This window comes from Jiella flava (genome assembly GCF_017349315.1).
Lineage (GTDB): Bacteria > Pseudomonadota > Alphaproteobacteria > Rhizobiales > Rhizobiaceae > Jiella > Jiella flava.
The window spans coordinates 246368-265143 of sequence record NZ_JAFMPP010000001.1; the positions used below are offsets into that span (position 1 = coordinate 246368).

18 protein-coding genes are annotated in these 18776 nt (G+C 63.6%); 16 read left to right on the top strand and 2 right to left on the bottom strand.

The window, feature by feature from the left end; genetic code table 11:
• Positions 1–70: 70 nt before the first annotated feature.
• From J1C48_RS01125 to J1C48_RS01160, 8 genes are all read left to right on the top strand, one after another.
• The gene (locus J1C48_RS01125; RefSeq protein WP_207255810.1) at positions 71–217 is read left to right on the top strand and encodes a hypothetical protein; all 147 of its coding nucleotides are present in this window, start codon (positions 71–73) and stop codon (positions 215–217) included.
• 49 nt (positions 218–266) lie between these two features.
• Complete coding sequence (locus J1C48_RS01130; protein ID WP_207255811.1) at positions 267–1061, top strand: phosphatase PAP2 family protein; 795 nt, start codon at positions 267–269, stop codon at positions 1059–1061.
• A gap of 560 nt (positions 1062–1621) precedes the next feature.
• Positions 1622–2539: an ABC transporter permease subunit gene (locus J1C48_RS01135; RefSeq protein ID WP_207255812.1), complete on the top strand. Its 918-nt coding sequence runs from the start codon at positions 1622–1624 to the stop codon at positions 2537–2539.
• Positions 2540–2543: 4 nt separating this feature from the next.
• A complete protein-coding gene (gene livM / locus J1C48_RS01140) occupies positions 2544–4001 on the top strand; it encodes a high-affinity branched-chain amino acid ABC transporter permease LivM (RefSeq protein WP_207255813.1) in 1458 nt (485 codons plus the stop codon).
• Positions 4001–4960 (top strand): ABC transporter ATP-binding protein, encoded by a 960-nt coding sequence (locus J1C48_RS01145; RefSeq protein WP_207255814.1) that lies wholly within the window; start codon positions 4001–4003, stop codon positions 4958–4960. The genes livM and J1C48_RS01145 overlap by 1 nt, the downstream gene beginning before the upstream one ends.
• On the top strand, positions 4957–5709 hold the full coding sequence (locus J1C48_RS01150) for an ABC transporter ATP-binding protein (RefSeq protein WP_425523468.1): 753 nt from the start codon (positions 4957–4959) through the stop codon (positions 5707–5709). The genes J1C48_RS01145 and J1C48_RS01150 overlap by 4 nt, the downstream gene beginning before the upstream one ends.
• Positions 5710–5722: 13 nt before the next feature.
• Positions 5723–6064 carry a DUF6867 family protein gene (locus J1C48_RS01155; RefSeq protein ID WP_231081510.1) on the top strand — a complete coding sequence of 114 codons (342 nt, stop codon included), beginning with the start codon at positions 5723–5725 and terminating at the stop codon, positions 6062–6064.
• A 143-nt stretch (positions 6065–6207) separates the two neighbouring features.
• Complete coding sequence (locus tag J1C48_RS01160; RefSeq protein ID WP_207255816.1) at positions 6208–7320, top strand: branched-chain amino acid ABC transporter substrate-binding protein; 1113 nt, start codon at positions 6208–6210, stop codon at positions 7318–7320.
• 542 nt (positions 7321–7862) lie between these two features.
• On the opposite strand, the gene J1C48_RS01165 is transcribed toward J1C48_RS01160, so the two are convergent.
• Positions 7863–8303 carry a MarR family winged helix-turn-helix transcriptional regulator gene (locus J1C48_RS01165; protein ID WP_207255817.1) on the bottom strand — a complete coding sequence of 147 codons (441 nt, stop codon included), beginning with the start codon at positions 8301–8303 and terminating at the stop codon, positions 7863–7865.
• A 404-nt stretch (positions 8304–8707) separates the two neighbouring features.
• On the opposite strand from J1C48_RS01165, the gene J1C48_RS01170 reads away from it, so the two are divergent.
• The 5 genes from J1C48_RS01170 (at position 8708) to J1C48_RS01190 (ending at position 13833) form a co-directional block, all read left to right on the top strand.
• Positions 8708–8992: an acyl carrier protein gene (locus tag J1C48_RS01170; RefSeq protein WP_207255818.1), complete on the top strand. Its 285-nt coding sequence runs from the start codon at positions 8708–8710 to the stop codon at positions 8990–8992.
• A 222-nt stretch (positions 8993–9214) separates the two neighbouring features.
• Positions 9215–10423, top strand: a complete 1209-nt coding sequence (locus J1C48_RS01175) for a beta-ketoacyl-ACP synthase (protein WP_207255819.1) — start codon at positions 9215–9217, stop codon at positions 10421–10423.
• An 82-nt stretch (positions 10424–10505) separates the two neighbouring features.
• Positions 10506–11792 carry a beta-ketoacyl-ACP synthase gene (locus J1C48_RS01180; protein WP_207255820.1) on the top strand — a complete coding sequence of 429 codons (1287 nt, stop codon included), beginning with the start codon at positions 10506–10508 and terminating at the stop codon, positions 11790–11792.
• 38 nt (positions 11793–11830) lie between these two features.
• A complete protein-coding gene (locus tag J1C48_RS01185; protein WP_207255821.1) occupies positions 11831–12886 on the top strand; it encodes a zinc-binding dehydrogenase in 1056 nt (351 codons plus the stop codon).
• Positions 12883–13833 carry a lipid A biosynthesis lauroyl acyltransferase gene (locus J1C48_RS01190; RefSeq protein ID WP_207255822.1) on the top strand — a complete coding sequence of 317 codons (951 nt, stop codon included), beginning with the start codon at positions 12883–12885 and terminating at the stop codon, positions 13831–13833. The genes J1C48_RS01185 and J1C48_RS01190 overlap by 4 nt, the downstream gene beginning before the upstream one ends.
• A 52-nt stretch (positions 13834–13885) precedes the next feature.
• Here the strand turns inward: J1C48_RS01190 and J1C48_RS01195 are convergent, their stop codons facing one another.
• Positions 13886–14311, bottom strand: a complete 426-nt coding sequence (locus J1C48_RS01195) for a L,D-transpeptidase (RefSeq protein ID WP_207255823.1) — start codon at positions 14309–14311, stop codon at positions 13886–13888.
• Between the two features lie 595 nt (positions 14312–14906).
• On the opposite strand from J1C48_RS01195, the gene cysQ reads away from it, so the two are divergent.
• The 3 genes from cysQ to cysN all read left to right on the top strand — a co-directional run bounded on the left by cysQ (position 14907) and on the right by cysN (position 18624).
• Entirely contained in the window at positions 14907–15716 is an 810-nt protein-coding gene (gene cysQ, locus J1C48_RS01200; RefSeq protein WP_207255824.1) for a 3'(2'),5'-bisphosphate nucleotidase CysQ, read from the top strand.
• Between the two features lie 92 nt (positions 15717–15808).
• Positions 15809–16735 (top strand): sulfate adenylyltransferase subunit CysD, encoded by a 927-nt coding sequence (cysD, locus tag J1C48_RS01205; protein ID WP_231081511.1) that lies wholly within the window; start codon positions 15809–15811, stop codon positions 16733–16735.
• Entirely contained in the window at positions 16735–18624 is a 1890-nt protein-coding gene (gene cysN, locus J1C48_RS01210) for a sulfate adenylyltransferase subunit CysN (RefSeq protein WP_207255825.1), read from the top strand. Before cysD ends, cysN begins: the two co-directional genes overlap by 1 nt.
• The last annotated feature ends 152 nt before the right edge of the window (positions 18625–18776 follow it).

The window sequence follows — 18776 nt, forward strand, 5'->3', positions numbered from 1 at the left end:
AAAAGCCTCCGGCGCCTTTCCGTTTTGGAATGCGTCGCCAGATAAATCCAATATGACATCGCCCGCGATCATGACCGTCGCCATCACCGGCTCGCTGCCGACCGCGCCTTTCGAGGCCGCTGCGGTCACGATCGCGGCTGACCTCGACACAAGATGTGGCCGCCATCCGGCAACGCCTAGAGACGCGCGGCGAATCCTCGGCGTTCCGGCGGCCTGACACGCGCCTTCATCCTTCAGCGATCCTCAAACCCGCGGCCCCTTTTTTGATGCTTCCCGCTCACCACGCTACCCGTCGCCTCGGCCGCTATTCGAAGACCCTCTGGCAGAGGGTGGAGATCTGGACCCTGATCGGTGCACTGGTTGCGGCAGCCGCGATCTGGGCGTTCGTCTCGATCGCCGGCGAGGTTGTCGAGGGGGACACCAAGGGCCTCGATCGCGAGATCCTGCTGTCGCTGCGCTCGGCAAGCGATCCGAGCGACCCGATCGGACCGCGATGGCTGGAGGAGCTGGGCCGCGACGTCACCGCGCTCGGCGGCACCGGCATCTTGATCATGATCACCACCTTCGTCGCGCTCTATCTGTGGATCGCCGGCAAGCGCCGCTCGATGGTAATGGTGGTCGCGGCGATCGCCAGCGGCTTTCTCGCCAGCCAAATCCTCAAACGCAGCTTCGCGCGGCCGCGGCCGGACCTCGTGCCCCATGGCGACTATGTCTATACGGCGAGCTTTCCGAGCGGCCATGCGATGATGTCGGCGATCACCTATCTGACGCTGGCGATCCTGCTCGCCCGGGTCGAGCCGCGGCGCCGGATGCGCGCCTTCCTGATCGGCCTTGCGGTCTTCCTGACGGTGATCATCGGTGTCAGCCGGGTCTATCTCGGCGTCCATTGGCCCTCCGACGTGCTTGCCGGCTGGACGGCGGGCGCCGCCTGGGCACTGATGTGGTGGCTGCTCGCCACTTGGCTCGAGAGCCGTGGCGCGGTCGAACCCAGCCCGCAGAATGTCGCGACACCGGAGGGAATCGGTCACGCCGAGCCGGACGAGCGCGGCGCCCGGGACTGAATACCACGACGACACCCTTGGGCCGGTGGCAGGCCCAAGGGCGCGAAAAGCCATGAGCACGCCGTGCCTGCGACAGGACGTCCAAAGGACGCGCGATCTGATTGAGTCGACGCGTCGTGCGTTGCCGAAAACCGATCCCGATTTTCGGGCGGATGCTGGAGACGGCGATCGACTTTGGTCGAAGACGCAAGCTGCAACATCGCCGTCTTCAGCTCCGTTGGTCGGAAATGAGAGCGATACGGCCGGGCCAGCCCGCCCCCATCTACGGTCGATCCTCATCGTTTAGGTGACACATCAGATCTCCAACAACCATTTGATTTTGAATGTATTTTCGAGGATTCCCCTGCCATCGCAACGGCGGCAGAGCGGCCTGACTGCGTCGAAGCCACCAGACGTTCCGACTGCAAAGCTCCATCGTGCGGTCCGCGATTTTTTCGTGGCGAAGACTTGCCACGTCGGTCCCTGCTATGGAATTCATCATGCACACGGACGCGGCGTTCCTGACAACCAAGCCGTGCTGTGACGACGTCCTGGGCAAGAAGAACCACTAAAGGCGCTGGATGGAATATTTTCTACAGCAATTGATCAACGGGATCACTCTCGGTTCGATCTACGGGTTGATCGCCATCGGTTATACGATGGTCTACGGCATCATCGGCATGATCAATTTCGCCCATGGCGAAATCTTCATGATCGGCTCCTTTATCGCTCTAACCGTCTTCCTGGCGCTGGCGGCGATAGGGGTCACCTTTCTGCCCCTCGTTCTCTTGCTGATGGTCATCGTCGCGATGGTCTGCACGGCAGCTTGGGGCTGGACGATCGAGCGGGTCGCCTATCGCCCGCTCCGCGGCTCTTTCCGGCTGGCGCCGCTGATCACCGCGATCGGCATGTCGATCTTCCTGCAGAATTTCGTCCAGATCACTCAGGGCGCCCGGGTCAAGCCCCTGCCGCCGCAGATCCAGGGCGGACTGATCCTGATGAACAACCCGAACGGCATCGTCGTCCAGATTTCCTGGATGCAGATCATCATCATCGCCATGACCATCGTCTTGATGGCCGGCTTCTCGCTGCTGATCTCCAAGACCTCGCTCGGCCGCCAGCAACGCGCCTGCGAGCAGGATCGCAAGATGGCCTCGCTGCTCGGCGTCAATGTCGATCGGACGATTTCGTTGACCTTCGTCATCGGCGCCTCGCTCGCCGCCGTCGCGGGGATGATGTATCTGCTCTATTATGGCGTGATCGACTTCTACATCGGCTTCATCGCCGGCGTGAAAGCCTTCACCGCGGCCGTCCTCGGCGGCATCGGCTCGCTGCCGGGGGCGATGCTCGGCGGTCTTGCCATCGGCCTGATCGAGACCTTCTGGTCCGGCTATTTCTCGGTGGAGTATAAGGACGTCGCGGCCTTCTCGATCCTCGCCATCGTCCTGATCTTCATGCCGTCCGGCCTGCTCGGTCGACCGGAAGTCGAGAAGGTCTGATCCGATGGCCGAGACGAATTTCCCCACCGCCACCGCGTACCCGGAGGGCGCCGAGCGGCTTTCGGAGGAACAGCGCGAGGCGATGCGCGGCGAGCCGCCCTTCGCCGAGGCGCCGCCCACCGACAGCCGCCTCGTGCGCGCGCTGAAGGAGGCCGGCATCACCGCCGGGCTGATCGCCGTCCTCACGGTGTTCTTCTTCGCCTTCAAGACCGATATCGCCGCCGGCGGCCTGGCGCTGACCGCCGATCCGATACAGTGGATCGTCTGGATCGCCATCGCCTTCGTCGGCCGATTCGTCCTGTCCTATCTCGTCTTCGCCAATGACAAGCCCACCGTCGGCGGCTGGAAGAAGATCACCGCCGCGACCGCAGGATGGCCCGTCGGCAAGGTGATCGGCGCGATCCTCCTGCTCGTCGCCCTGACCCTGCCGTTCCTGCTGTCGACCTTCCTGCCGAGCCAGAACCGCTATCTGCTCGATCTGTCGATCCTGATCCTCACCTATGTGATGCTCGGCTGGGGCCTCAACATCGTCGTCGGCCTCGCCGGCCTGCTCGATCTCGGCTATGTCGCCTTCTATGCCGTCGGCGCCTATTCCTTCGCGCTGTTGGCGACGAATTTCGATCTCGGCTTCTGGGTCTGTCTGCCGATGGCCGGCTTGTTCGCCGCGCTCTGGGGTGTGATGCTGGGCTTTCCGGTGCTGCGGCTGCGCGGCGACTATCTCGCCATCGTGACCCTCGCCTTCGGCGAAATCATCCGCGTCGTGCTGTTGAACTGGGCGAATTTCACCGGCGGACCGAACGGCATCCTCGGCATTCCGAAGCCGACGCTCTTCGGCCTCGAATTCAATCGCGGCGCGGGATCCTTTTCCGATTTCTTCGGCATTCCCTATTCGCCGATCCAGCGCTTCATCTTCCTCTACTACATCATCCTGGCGCTGGCGCTTTTGACCAACTTCGTCACCATGCGGATGCGCAAGCTTCCGGTCGGCCGGGCCTGGGAAGCCTTGCGCGAGGACGAGATCGCCTGCCGCTCGCTCGGCATCAACACCGTCAATGTCAAGCTCACAGCCTTTGCGACGGGCGCGATGTTCGGCGGCTTTGCCGGCTCCTTCTTCGCCACCCGCCAGGGCTTCATTTCGCCGGAAAGCTTCACCTTCATCGAGTCGGCGATCATCCTCGCCATCGTCGTTCTCGGCGGCCTCGGCTCGCAGCTCGGCGTGGTCATCGCCTCGGTGGTGATGATCGGCGGTATCGAGCTGTTGCGCAATTTGACGGGACTGCAGGCGATCTTCGGCGCCGGCTTCGATCCGACCGAATACCGCATGCTGATCTTCGGCCTCGCCATGGTGCTGATCATGGTCTGGAAGCCACGAGGATTGGTCTCCACCCGATCCCCCTCGGCGATCTACAAAGCCAAGAAAAAGATTGGCGCCGATCTCGTCGCCCAGGGCGAGGGTCACTGATGCTGAAGCAGAATCGCAACTGGACGGACAATCCCATCCTCTCGGTCGAGCATCTGACGATGCGCTTCGGCGGGCTTGTCGCCATCGACGACCTTTCCTTCGACGTCGGCCGCGGCGATATCACCGCGCTGATCGGCCCGAACGGCGCCGGCAAGACCACCGTCTTCAACTGTGTCACCGGCTTCTACAAGCCGACCGAGGGGCGGATCGCGCTGCGCCGCGACCAGCATGCCACCGACGAGGCGCTGCACGAACTGACGCGCAGCGGCCGCCAATACAGCGAAACCGATAAGGGCTCGATCTTTCTGCTCGAGCGGATGACCGATTTCCGCATCACCGAGGTCGCCGGCGTCGCGCGCACCTTCCAGAATATCCGCCTGTTCGGCGGCATGACGGTGCTGGAAAACCTGCTCGTCGCCCAGCACAACAAGCTGATGCGCGCCTCCGGCTTGACGATCGGCGGCCTGCTCGGCCTGCCCGGCTATCGCCGCGCCGCGGACGCTGCCAAGGACACGGCCATCGAATGGCTGCGGCGGGTCGATCTTCTCGATCGCGCCGACGATCCGGCGGCGGATCTGCCCTATGGCGCCCAGCGCCGACTGGAGATCGTGCGGGCTCTCTGCACCGATCCGGTACTGCTCTGCCTCGACGAACCGGCGGCGGGCCTCAACCCGCGCGAATCCACCGAACTCAACACGTTGCTCAAATACATTCGCGACGAACATGGCGTCTCGGTCCTGTTGATCGAGCATGACATGGGCGTCGTGATGGAAATCTCCGACCACATCATCGTGCTCGACTACGGCAAGAAAATCTCCGACGGCACCGCCGCCGCGGTGCGCAGCGACCCGAAGGTGATCGCCGCCTATCTCGGCGTCGACGACGAGGAGGTGGATGACGTCGAGCGTGATCTCAATGTCAAGACCGGCCACGACGCCACCGCGGGAGGCAGCCTGTGAGCGCAGCCCAATCCATTCTTTTGGCATCGGAGCCCCTGCTCGCCATTCGCGGCGTGGAGACCTTCTACGGCAAGATCCAGGCCCTGCGCGGCGTCGATGTCGAGGTCCATCGCGGCGAGATCGTCACGCTGATCGGCGCCAACGGCGCCGGCAAGTCGACGCTGATGATGACCATCTGCGGCAACCCGCAGGCCCGCGCCGGCCAGATCGTCTACAATGGCAAGGACATCACCCATCTGCCGACCCACGACATCATGTCGATGTCGATCGCCCAATCGCCGGAAGGCCGCCGCGTCTTCCCGCGGATGACGGTGATGGAAAACCTCCAGATGGGCGCGATCTTGGAGGATGACAAACATTTCGAAGACGATCTGAAACGCGTGTTTACGTTGTTTCCCCGCCTCAAGGAGCGGCGCGGCCAGCGCGGTGGCACGCTGTCCGGCGGCGAACAGCAGATGCTGGCGATCGGCAGGGCGCTGATGAGCCGGCCGAAGCTTCTTCTGCTCGACGAGCCTTCCCTCGGCCTTGCCCCGCTGGTGGTCAAGCAGATCTTCGAAGTCATCCGCGAGCTCAACGCCAATGAGGGCCTGACCGTCTTTCTGGTCGAACAGAACGCCTTTCATGCGCTGCGCCTCGCCCATCGCGGCTATGTGATGGTCAACGGCGCGATCACCATGGCCGGCACCGGCCGCGAACTTCTGGCGCGCGAAGAGGTCCGCAGCGCCTATCTCGAAGGCGGAGCACACTGAGATGACACCGGAAATGGGAATTCTCTGGGAAGTCTCCTTCGTCGAGTTCCTCTTCGTCACCATCGTCCTCGGCGGCGGCGGGGCCTGGATGATCGGCCGTTCGACGGCGTTGACCTGGAGCGGCTGGGGCCTTCTCGCGTTTTATCTTCTGTTGCTGACGATCGCCGTCCGTTTCATCCACTTCAGCCTGTTCAACGGCTCCTTCCTGCTTCCGCTTTCGACCTTCGACACTGGATTATACTATGCCGTGATCGATTATATCGTGCTGTTTGCCATCGCCGCGGCCGGCCGTGTCTTCGTGCGCAACCGGCAGATGGCGCGGCAATACGGCTTTCTTGGCAAAGCATCGGCATAAGCGGCCGGAAAAACTTGTATCGATTGGGCTGGTTCTCTTCCATGACGGAGCGTTCCGGGTTTTAATCCCCACCAGGTAGGGGGAGGTTTGCTACCTGCTGCGGCGATCCCGTCGCAGACATGTCCAACACAGGGAAGGTTCGTATGAAGAAGGCACTTCTTTTAGGCGCAGCGCTCAATCTCGTCTTCGCGGGCGCGGCCTTTGCCGATATCACGATCGGCGTTGCCGGTCCGATGACCGGCCAGTATGCAAGCTTCGGCGAACAGCTGAAGATCGGCGCCGAGCAGGCGGTGAAGGACATCAATGCCGCCGGCGGCGTCAATGGCGAGAAGCTGAAGCTGTCGATCGGCGACGATGCCTGCGATCCGAAGCAGGCCGTGGCCGTCGCCAACAACTTCGCCAGCGAGGGCGTGAAATTCGTCGCCGGCCACTTCTGTTCGGGCTCCTCGATTCCGGCGAGCCAAGTCTATGCCGACGAGCAGATCGTCCAGATCTCCCCGGCCTCGACCAACCCGGACTTCACCGACAAGCGCCCCGGCCCCGGTATTTTCCGCGTCTGCGGCCGTGACGATCAACAGGGCAAGGTCGCCGGCGCCTATATCGCCAAGCACTTCCCGGATGCCAAAGTGGCGATCCTCAACGACAAGACCGCCTATGGCAAAGGACTCGCCGATCAGACCGAGAAGGCCTACAAGGCTGCCGGCGGCAAGCCGGCCTTGGTCGAAGCCTATACTGCCGGCGAGAAGGATTACACCTCGCTGGTCACCAAAATGAAGCAGGCCGGCATCGGCCTCGTCTATATCGGCGGCTATCACACCGAGGCCGGCCTGATCGCCCGGCAGATGCGCGAACAAGGCATGAAAACCCGGATCATGTCCGGCGACGCCCTCGTCACAGACGAATACTGGGCGATCACCGGCAAGGCCGGCCAGGGCACGCTGATGACCTTCTCGCCGGATCCGCGCAAGAATGAGGAAGCCGCGCCCGTCGTTGCGGCCCTGAAGAAGGAAGGCAAAACGGCAGAGGGCTATGTCCTCTACACCTACGCCGCGATCCAGGTTTGGGCCGACGCCGTCAAGCAGGCGAAGTCGACCGACTTCGATCCAGTCGTCAAGGCGCTCGATTCGGGGACGTTCAACACGGTCATCGGCTCTCTGAAGTTCAACGACAAGGGCGATGTCTCCCTGCCGGGCTACGTCGTTTACGAGTGGAAAGACGGCAAATACGACTACGTCGAAAACGAAGAAGGCAAGTGAAGCTCTCCGGCCAGAACCTCGCACAACAAGGACGGCAGCCGGTTCTGGCTGTCCGTCGGTAACCGCGTCGGCTCTCAAGCACGACGCCGGCGGCGTTGAAGCGCCTTGATTCGATCATGAAAAACGACCGCGACGTTCAAAAGTCGCGGTCGTTTTTTACCTTGCGGCGCCATGTCATCGTTGCTTGGGAAACGGGTGAGAGCGCCCTGCGTCCGATCCGTCCGCGGGGGGGCGCCACCTGGACAGCGTTGTTGGGCAACGGGGGGCGCGCCCCCTGCGTCCGAGCGGCCGCCGGGCGCTCTCACCCTTTGAATCGACGCATCGTGCTTTGCCGAAAATCGATTCCGATTGTCGGGCCTGTGCTGCAGGCGAGACGCGTCTGGCCCGCAGCGTTCGATGTTCGAAAATGGCAGGCGTCGCCCTTCCGAACCCAAGCCGCCGCGCCGCCCGGCGCATCAACCGCCGACGGCCGTCGACAGCATCGGCCCGGACATCGGCACAGGACACGACGTTGATCAGGGCCCGCGATGTCTCGCCTCAGCTCAGCGCCCGACCACCCGATCCAGCGCCTTCAGCCCGGCTTCGAGACCATGGCGCTCGTCCATAGTCATATTTTTCAAAATCGCCGTCTCCGCATCAAAGATCTTGGGGAGCAGCTCCTGCAACACATCCCGCCCCTCCTCGGTCAGCGTCAGATATTCGAAGCGGCGATCGCAGGTCGCGCGTTCGCGCACCACCCAGCCGCGATGGTCGAGGGACGCGACGGCGCGGCTGACCTTGGTCTTATCCATCGCCGTGTAGTCAACGATCTGGGTGGAGGTCAGCTTGGCGCGTTCAGATCCCAGCACGAGCAGAACCGCAAATTCGGGCGACGTCAGCCCTTCCTCTCGCTTGTGAACACGTGACGTGACGCGCCCGAGGGCGGTCGCGGCGCGGATCAAGCGATTGGAGACGAGAAAGAACTGAGTTTGGTCGAGTTGCATTCCCATATCCTAAATCCTCGTTTTCCAAGTTTGACGATGTGATGGCCGTAAGCGCCCCACAAGCGGAGTCCGCATCATCTCGCAGGGGACAAGCCATGATGGCTAAACGTATAAAGATACAACCTTGGACTTTAGTAATAGTTCGACAGTTTTCAAGCGATTGTTGCTAAACAGTTTGTGTGCAAAGCCGTTTCGCATCGATTTCGTTGGAATACCGTTGCGGAAATTCCGTTCGTGCCTAACAATTCCGGAATGGTCACTTCGAAATTGCTACAAAAGTCGATAGCTCGCAAAAGTTGTCAAACCGCAGTGGCAACGTCATGGCGACGACGCCTTTGCTTTTCGCGCGCCAATTCCCTATAGGATCGCGCCAATCCATACAGTTCATAGACAAGGGTAGGTCATTGTCCTCCACATTCGACCGGGTCGCCGACATCATTGCCGAAACCAGCGAGATCGATCGCGCCGAGATCACGCCGGAAAGCCACACGATCGAGGATCTCGGAATTGATTCCCTCGACTTCCTCGACATCGTCTTTGCGATCGATAAGGAATTCGGAATCAAGATTCCGCTCGAGAAGTGGACGCAGGAGGTCAATGAGGGCCAGGTTCCGACCGAGGAATATTTCGTCCTCAAGAACCTGTGCGCGAAGATCGACGAACTGCGCGCCGCCAAGGCCGCGGGCTGAGCGCATCGTCATCGTTCGCATGGCGCCAGACGTCTTCGAAAAGCGCCGGACTTGGTCTATATGCGTTGCGGAAGCGGCGGCGTCGGGTTTGCATGTCGTGAGCGGAGGCGGCCCAGGCGACAACCGGTTTGCGAAATCGGCGGCGCGGCGACGCTTAAAAATTCGTCTCACATCGGCTTTCGAGGGCTGTCCTCGGTTTGCGCAGGATCCATGGAACACCGCATGACGAATCGCCCCAGGGACGTTCTGATCACCGGCATCGGTCTGGTCTCCTCCCTCGGTGAAGGTATTGGCGAGCATCTGGATCTCTTCGCCCGCGGCCCGGGATTGCAGCCGAACATCAAGAGCGACGGCTACGAGCCCTATTTCGTCCATGGGCTGCCGGCGATCGACTGGTCGCGGCAGATCCCGAAGCGCGGCGACCAGCGGCAGATGGAGACGTGGCAGAAGCTCGGCACCTATTCGGCCGGCCTGGCGCTCGAGGATGCCGGCATCCCGATGGACGAAGCCGTGCGCAGCGAGATCGACATGATCGTCGCGGCCGGTGGCGGCGAGCGCGACCCGGCCGTCGACGCGATGGTGATCGCGCGCGCGCGCGGCGCCAATGATGCCGGACAGGTGATCAACGAGACGCTGTCGACCGAGCTGCGGCCGACGCTGTTCCTCGCCCAACTGTCGAACCTCCTCGCCGGCAATATTTCGATCGTCCATAAGGTCACCGGCTCCTCGCGCACCTTCATGGGCGAAGAAGCGGCCGGCATCTCGGCGCTGTATTCGGCGAAAGCCCGGATTGCTTCCGGCCAGAGCGAGATCTGCCTGGTCGGCAGTGCCTTTTCGGCCGAGCGCAAGGATCTGATTCTCAACTTCGACCTCGCCGAGCTGATGCTGAAGGACGAATGGCGACCGGTCTTTGCCCGCACCGGCGCCCGTCAGGGGGTCGCGATCGGCAGTGTCGGCGCCTTTCTGGTTCTGGAATCGCCGGAGCATGCCGAAAAGCGCGCGGCGCGCGCCTATGCTCGCCTGACCAGCGCCCTCGGCGATCGTGGGCGGCGCGGCGGCGACGCGACGGCCAAGCGGTTCGCAGCGCTGTTGCCGGCGCAAGCGACGGACGAAGACACGATGGTTTGGTCCGGTGCGACCGGCCTTGCCGATCTGGTCCAGATCGAGCGCCAGGTCCTCGCCGAACGCTTCCCCACGGCGCCGGTGCGGGCCTATGGAACACTGCTCGGCCACGCCTTCGAGGCGCAGATGCCCGCCGGCGTCGCGCTTGCCGCCGGCGCTCTGTCGCGCGGCATGGCGATCCCGCCCTTCGACACCGGCGAGGAGCGCCCGGCACCGGCCGCGCCGCGCCGCGCCGTGGTCACCAGTATCGGCCATCTGCATGGCGAAGGCGTCTGCGTCGTCGAGGCGATCGAAGGCGACTGCCGGTGATCGCCGCCCGCAACGCCGCCGCAGGCCGACGCCCGACCGCCCGCTTTCAACCGACGCTTTCGGGCAACAGGAGAGATTCGTGATGAGCGCCAGCGACACCGATTTCCTCGGCCGTCCCGTGATCGCCGTCACCGGCCTCGGCATCGTTTCGTCGCTCGGCAAGGGCGTTGCGGCGAACTGGGACGCCCTGATCGCAGGCAAGTCCGGGATTCACACGATCGACCGGTTCTCGACCGAGGGGCTGCGCACCACGATTTCCGGCAGCGTCGACTTTATGGGCGAGATGGGCCGCACCTCGACGGGACTGTCCTACGCCATGGCGGAATCGGCCGGAAGCGAGGCAATCCGCATGGCCGGTTTGAAGGACGACGATTTCGGCGGCCCGCTGTTCCTCGCCGCCCCGCCAGTCGAAATGGAATGGCAGCACCGCCTGCAGCTCGACCACATGGATGGAGCCACGACCGAAGAGGCCGGCTACGATCGGCTGCTTGAGATCGCCCGCAAGCATCCAGACCGCTCGATCTACAATCTCACCCAGTGCAGCCGGATCTCCGAGCTGCTCGCCGATCGGCTCGGCACTCGCGGTCTGCCGATCACCCTGTCGACGGCCTGCGCGTCGGGTGCCAGCGCGATCCAGCTCGGCGTCGAGGCGATCCGGCGGGGCGAGACCGAGCGGGCGATCACCATCGGCACCGATGGCTCGATCACTCAGGAATCACTGATCCGCTTTTCTCTGCTGTCGGCGCTTTCCACCCAGAACGACGCCCCGGAAAAGGCGTCAAAGCCCTTCTCCAAGGACCGCGACGGCTTCATCATGGCCGAGGGCGCCGGCGCGCTGGTGCTGGAATCCTACGCCGCCGCCAAGGCCCGGGGGGCGACGATTTACGGGCTGATCCTTGGCTGCGGCGAGCGCGCCGACGACTTTCACCGGACCCGCTCCAAGCCCGACGGCTCACCGATCATCGCCGCGATCAAAGCGGGGATCGAGGATGCCGGCCTGACGCCAGAAGGCATCGACTACATTAATGCCCATGGCACCTCGACCCCGGAAAACGACCGGATGGAGGCGACAGGCCTTGCCGCCGTGTTCGGCGAGCGGCTGAAAGAGACGCCGATTTCCTCCAACAAGTCGATGATCGGCCATACGCTGACGGCGGCCGGCGCGATCGAGGCGGCGTTCTCGATCCTGTCCCTAAAGGAAGGGGTCCTCCCGCCGACGATCAACCATCACCATCCCGATCCGGCGATCGAACTCGACGTCGTGCCCAATACGGCGCGCCGGGCCGAGATCGGCGCCGTCCTGTCCAACTCCTTCGGCTTTGGCGGGCAGAACGCCTGCCTGGTTCTCGGCCGCGCGCCCCGCGCCTGACGAACCTGCCGAGGACCAGCAGCCAAGGCTTGCCCCTCATGCGCGCATTGCAACTCGTCGCCGACCGGGATCTTCGCGCCGTCGACATTCCCCCGCCGCCCGCGCCGGAGGCCGGAGAGGTCACGCTCAAGATCGCCGCGGTGGCGCTCAACCATATCGACGTCTGGGGCTGGCGCGGCATGGCCTTCGCCAAGCGCAAGCTGCCGCTGACCGTCGGCGCCGAAGCCTCCGGCGTCGTCGAGGCGATCGGTCCGGGCGTCGCCAGTGTGCTGCCCGGCCAGCTCGTCTCGATCTATGGCGCCCGCACCTGCGGCCTGTGCCTTCACTGCCGCGCCGGACGCGACAATCTGTGCGAACATGTCGGCGGCGTGCACGGCTTTCATCTCGATGGCTTTGCCCAGGAGAAGATCAATGTCCCGGCCCGTCTGCTGGTCCCGGCGCCTCCGGGCTGCGATGCGGTGGGCGCAGCGCTGGCCCCGGTCACCTTCGGCACGGTCGAGCACATGCTGTTCGACAATGCCAAGCTTCAGCCCGGCGAGACGATCCTCGTTCATGCCGGCGGCTCCGGCATCGGCTCGGCGGCGATCCAGCTCGCCAAGCGGCTCGGCTGCACGGTGATCACCACCGTCGGCTCGGACGACAAGGCCGAAAAGGCCAAGGCCCTCGGCGCCGATCACGTGATCAACTACCGGGTCGATCGGTTCGAGGGCGTGACCCGGAAGCTGACCAAGAAGAAGGGCGTCGACGTCGTCTTCGAACATGTCGGGGCCGACACCTGGGCGGGGTCGATGCTGTGCATGAAGCGGGGCGGCCGGCTGGTCACTTGCGGGTCGACCTCGGGCGTGTCCACCCAGATCAATCTGATGCAGCTGTTTCAGCAGCAGTTGAAGCTCTTCGGCTCCTTCGGCTGCCGCATGGAGAACATGGCCAACGCCATGGAAAAGATGGCGCGTGGCCTCGTTCACCCGGTGATCGACACCGAAATCGGCTTCGATGAGATCGACCTGGCGCTGAAGCGCATGGAGGCCCGCGAGGTCTTCGGCAAGATCATCCTGCGGCTCGACAAACAGGCCGACGGCGCTGCCGCCGCATGAATCCGCGGCTGTTGAAATTCGCCCTTCGCGCCAAGCGCGCGGGCGATCTGATCATCGCGAAGACACTGTTCGGCGTCTTGCGGGTGCTGCGGATTTTTCCCGCTGACAAGGGCCTGGTCTTTGCCGATTCCGCCGCGAGATTGCTCGGCCCCCTCTCCTCACGCCATCAGCTGGCGAAAGACAACCTCGCCCGCGCCTTTCCCGCCAAGGACGCGGCATGGATCGACGCGACGGCGAAGGCGAATTGGGGACAGATGGGTCGGATCGCCGCCGAATTCGTCTATCTCGACGATCTCTTCGACTTCGATCCGGAGCGGCCAAACGAAGGCCGCATCGAGGTTGCCGGCGTCGAGACCTTCATCGAGCTGCGCGAGCGCAAAGGTCCGTTCATCTTCTTCACCGGACATCTGGGCTGTTTCGAGTTGCTGCCGATCGGCGCCGCCGCCTATGGGCTCGAATTCACCGCCCTCTTCCGCCAGCCGAACAACGTTTATGTCGCCAAGCGGGTGCAGGCGGCCCGCCGCACCGCCGGCGGCCATCTGATCCCATCCAAGGCCGGCGCGGTCTGGTCCCTCGCCGGCATCCTGAAGGGTGGCGGCTCGGTCGGCATGCTGGTCGACCAGAAATTCCGCAAAGGCGTCGACACCCGCTTCTTCGGGCTGCCGTGCCGCACCAATCCGCTTTTGCCGAAACTCGCGCGCCAATATGACGCCGAGGTCTATCCGGCGCGCTGCATCCGCCTGCCGGGCGGGCGCTACCGGCTGGAACTCCAACCCCGGCTGGAGCTGCCGCGCGACGCCTCCGGAGCGATCGACATTGAGGCGGGCTGCCAGGCCCTCAACGACGTCGTCGAAGGCTGGGTGCGTGAGCATCCCGAACAGTGGATGTGGTTCCACGACCGCTGGAACCGACGCAAGAAACGCAAGAAGCGCAGAGCCAAGGCCTGACGCCTATCGCGTCTCCGTCTTGCACCGCGCGATCCGGTGGGCCGATCGGGCGTCAGCGCTGGACCACAATCCGCGTGTTGCCGATCCCGTTCATTCGGACAAGGCCATAAAACGTCCGGGCGTTGGCGGGATGCAGACGCACGCAGCCATGGGAAGCCGGCCGGCCGAGCCGGCTGATCGCGCCGGTGCCATGGATCGCATAGCCGCCATTGTAGAACACCGAATAGGGCATCGGCGACATATCGTATTTGCGCGAATACCACATGCGCTGAAGGCGTTTGGGACGCCAGGATCCGGTCGGTGTGCGATAGCCGCGGCGCGCCGTCGAAACCGGCCAGCGATACATGATTTCGCCATCCTGGATCACCGTCAGCGTCTGGGACGAAAGATCGACCCGGGCGACGAGCCCCGCCTCGGCTTCGGACACCATGAAAAAACACGCGGCGACAACGGCCGCAAGGATCCAACCAAACTTCATGATAAAACTCCCGCAAACATAGATTTGCCGTCAATGCGCCCACAAAAAGCCTATTTTTAAAAAGTCACAGAATCAATTGCGAAAGTCGTGATCGCGTGCAGAATGCCATTTATGGTTACATTACCCTTCCCTAGGTGAATGGGCGGCGCCCATGCGGTGGCGGGAATTGTGAGGACTCTCGTTTCGACGGCGTCCATGCGTCATCCGCCGGTCGTCGCCCGGTTCCGACCGGCATGGCGATACGGCATGCGATCGCCTCCGCGCTTGTCCCTGCTGGAAAAGGCCGGGCGGGACGGCGGTGAGACGTGTGACAGGACCTTAGAACGGCTTGGCGCCCGACTGATCGAGGTGCGCCCGCGCGCCCGTTGGCTATCCCTTGTGCCTCGCGCGCCGAGCGTCCGACGAAACGCGCAAGGGACGCGCGCTCCGACTGATTCTCCGCATTGCGCGGTCCGAAAAGCGATTCCGATTTTCGAGCCGATGCTATAGGCCAAAGGGAGAGGGCGACTTGCCGGTGTAAAGGCGGCATGATCCAACCTTGTCCGCGACGAGGGCGGCCAAACGTCCCGCGATCAGCCAGACGAGAGAGTCAGCCGTGTTCCTTTCCGATCTCATCGCCATTGCGCTGAAGGGCGGCGCGGAAGTTCTCAACATCTACAAAACGGATTTCGAGGCCGCGACCAAGGCCGACGCCTCGCCCGTCACCGAGGCCGACATCCGTTGCGAAGCGGTGATGAAGCCGCTTCTGGCCGCCCTTGCGCCGGATGTCGTCATCGTCGCCGAGGAGGCGGTCTCGGCCGGCGACATCCCGGCCGAGGCGACGCGGCTGTTCCTCGTCGATCCGCTCGACGGGACCAAGGAATTCGTCAATCGCAACGGCGACTTCACCGTCAATATCGCGCTCGTCGAAAACGGCGTGCCGACCGCCGGCGTGGTCTATGCCCCCGCCCTCGACCGGCTCTGGGCCGGATCTGAGGCCGATGGCGCCTTCACCGCCAGCGTCACGGACGGCGGGCTCGGTCGGCGCCGGGCGATCACGACCCGCCCGGCGCCGACAAGCCTCGTTGCCGTCGGCAGCCGCTTGCATGGCTCGGCCGCCACCGAAGCCTGGCTGGAGCGCTACACGGTCGAGCGTTTCGTCTCGCGCGGCTCGTCCTTGAAATTCTGCCTCGTGGCCGAGGGCGAAGCCGACATCTACCCACGGCTTGGCCGCACGATGGAATGGGACACGGCGGCGGGCGACGCGGTGCTGCGGGCGGCAGGCGGCCGCGTCACCAGCCTTGACGGCCAGCCGCTGCGCTACGGCAAACGCCGGCAGGCCGACGACGTCGATTTTGCTAACCCGCATTTCGTCGCCTTCGCCGATCCGGTTCTCGCCGTTAGACTGGCCGAAGATGCCGGCTGAACGCGGCTTGTTTTCATCAACGACCGAGGGCGCCCGCCATGCCGTTGCCCGTCCCAGCACCAGCACCAGCACCAGCAAAGACTGATCGCCTCATGCCGCAATCGCCAGCCATGCAAGCCGCCGAGCTCACCCATCTTCAGCGCCTGGAAGCGGAATCGATCCACATTCTGCGGGAGGTCGCCGCCGAGTTCCACAATCCGGTGATGCTCTATTCGATCGGCAAGGATTCGTCGGTCATGCTGCATCTCGCGAAGAAAGCCTTCTATCCCTCGCCGCCGCCCTTCCCGCTCTTGCATGTCGACACGACCTGGAAGTTCAGGGAGATGATCACCTTTCGCGATCAGGCCGCCAAGGATGCGCGGATGGACCTGATCGTTCAGACCAATCAGGAGGGCGTCAAGCAGGGTGTCACACCATTCACCCATGGCTCATCGGTCTATACGACGATCATGAAGACCGACGCTTTGAAGCAAGCCCTGACCCGATATGGCTTCGACGCGGCTTTCGGCGGCGCCCGGCGCGACGAGGAAAAGAGCCGGGCCAAGGAGCGAATCTTCTCGTTCCGCAACGAAAACAACGGCTGGGACCCGAAGAACCAGCGGCCGGAATTGTGGAACCTCTACAATGCCCGCGTCCGCAAGGGAGAGTCGATCCGGGCCTTCCCGCTGTCGAACTGGACCGAGCTCGATATCTGGCAGTACATCCTGAAAGAGCAGATCCCGATCGTGCCGCTCTACTTCGCGGCCAAACGCCCGGTGGTGCATCGCGACGGCCAGCTGATCATGGTCGACGACGAGCGGTTGCCGCTTGCCCCCGGCGAGGAACCGGAAATGCGCATGATCCGCTTCCGCACCCTCGGCTGCTATCCGTTGACGGCGGCGATGGAGTCACCGGCGGCCACCCTGCCCGAGATCGTCCACGAAATGCTGATCGCCCGGACCTCCGAACGCTCCGGCCGGCTGATCGACCATGACGAGGCCGGGTCGATGGAGAAGAAAAAGCGGGAGGGCTATTTCTGATGGACGCATTCGACCCCGCGGCCTTCGCCGACTACCTCGCGCGCCAGGAGCGCAAGGATCTTCTGCGCTTCCTCACCTGCGGCTCTGTGGATGACGGCAAGTCGACGCTGATCGGCCGGCTACTTTACGACACCAAGCTCTTGTTCGAAGACCAGCTGGCGGCCTTGCAGAAGGATTCCGTCAAGCACGGCACGGTCGGCGAGGACATCGACTTCGCCCTCTTGATGGACGGTCTCGAAGCCGAGCGCGAACAGGGCATCACCATCGACGTCGCCTATCGGTTCTTTGCCACCGAGAAGCGCAAATTCATCGTCGCCGACACGCCGGGCCACGAGCAATATACCCGCAACATGGCGACGGGGGCGTCCAACGCCGATCTCGCGGTGATCCTGATCGACGCTCGCAAGGGCGTTCTGACCCAAACCCGGCGCCACTCCTATATTGCCTCCCTGCTTGGCATAAAAAACGTCGTCCTGGCGATCAACAAGATCGACCTCGTCGGCTACTCCGAGGCGGTGTTCGAGACGATCCTGGCGGATTATCATTCCGTCGCCCGCGAGCTTGCCTTCACCTCGATCCAGCCAATCCCGCTCTCGGCGCGCTTCGGCGACAACGTCACCCAGCGCGGCGACAATCTGTCCTGGTATCGCGGCCCGACGCTGCTTGAGCATATCGAGACCGTGGAGGTGCGAGGCTCCGAGAGCGAACGGGCGATGCGCTTTCCGGTGCAATGGGTCAACCGCCCTAATCTCGACTTTCGCGGCTATTCCGGCACGCTGGCCAGCGGCATTGTGTCGGTCGGCGAGACGCTCGTCGTGGCCAGTTCCGGGCGCACCAGCACGGTCAAGTCGATCGTCACCTTCGATGGCGAAAAACCCCGGGCGGTCGCCGGCGAAGCGGTCACCATCACGCTTGCCGACGAGATCGACATTTCGCGCGGCGATCTGTTGTGTGACGCCGATCAGCGACCGGAGGTCGCCGATCAGTTCTCGGCCCATCTCATCTGGATGCATGACGAGCCGCTGATCCCCGGCCGCAACTATCTCTTCAAGATCGGCTGCAAGACGGTCTCGGGCTCGGTCACCGAGATCAAGTACAAGGTCGACGTCAATAGCTTCCAGCGTCTGGCAGCCAAGGAGGTGGCGCTGAACGAGGTCTCGGTCGCGAACATCTCCTTCCGCGAGCCGATCGCCTTCGACGCCTATGCCGGCAACCCCGCGACCGGCGGCTTCATCGTCATCGACCGCCTGACCAATCTGACGGTCGGCGCGGGCATGATCGACTTCGCCCTTCGCCGCGCCTCCAATATCCACTGGCAGGCGGTCGATCTCGACAAGCAGCGCCGCGGCGAGGCGATGGGCCAACGCCCGGCGGCGATCTGGTTCACCGGCCTGTCCGGCGCGGGCAAGTCGACGGTCGCCAACCTCGTCGAAAAGCGGCTCTTCGCGATGGGCAAGCACACCTATCTGCTCGACGGCGACAATGTTCGCCACGGTCTCAACCGCGACCTCGGCTTCACCGAGGCGGATCGCGTCGAGAATATCCGCCGCGTCGCCGAAACCGCGCGCCTGTTCGTCGATGCCGGCGTCATCGTCCTGTGCTCCTTCATCTCGCCCTTCCGTTCGGAACGGCTCTTGGCGCGCGAATTGCTGGAGCCCGGCGAATTCATCGAGGTGTTCGTCGACACGCCGTTGCATGTCGCCGAGAAGCGCGATCCGAAAGGTCTCTACAAGAAGGCCCGCGAAGGCCGGATCAAGAATTTCACCGGCATCGACAGCCCCTATGAGCCGCCCGAGCGGCCGGAGATCAGCTTGGCCGGCGGCATGGCGGCGCCTGAGGACCTCGCCAATCAGGTGATCGACTATCTGCGCACCCACGGCTACGTCTGACCGCGCATCCTCGGCATCGCCGCGTGTTCAAAGCGGCCCGCTTCAATGTCGAGGCGGGCCGTTTTCGTTCAGCGATGGCGTTGCGGGCCGCGCAATCCGGCAAGCCCCCGAAGCCGATGCAGACGTGCAGGCAATCGGTCGGGGATATCCCG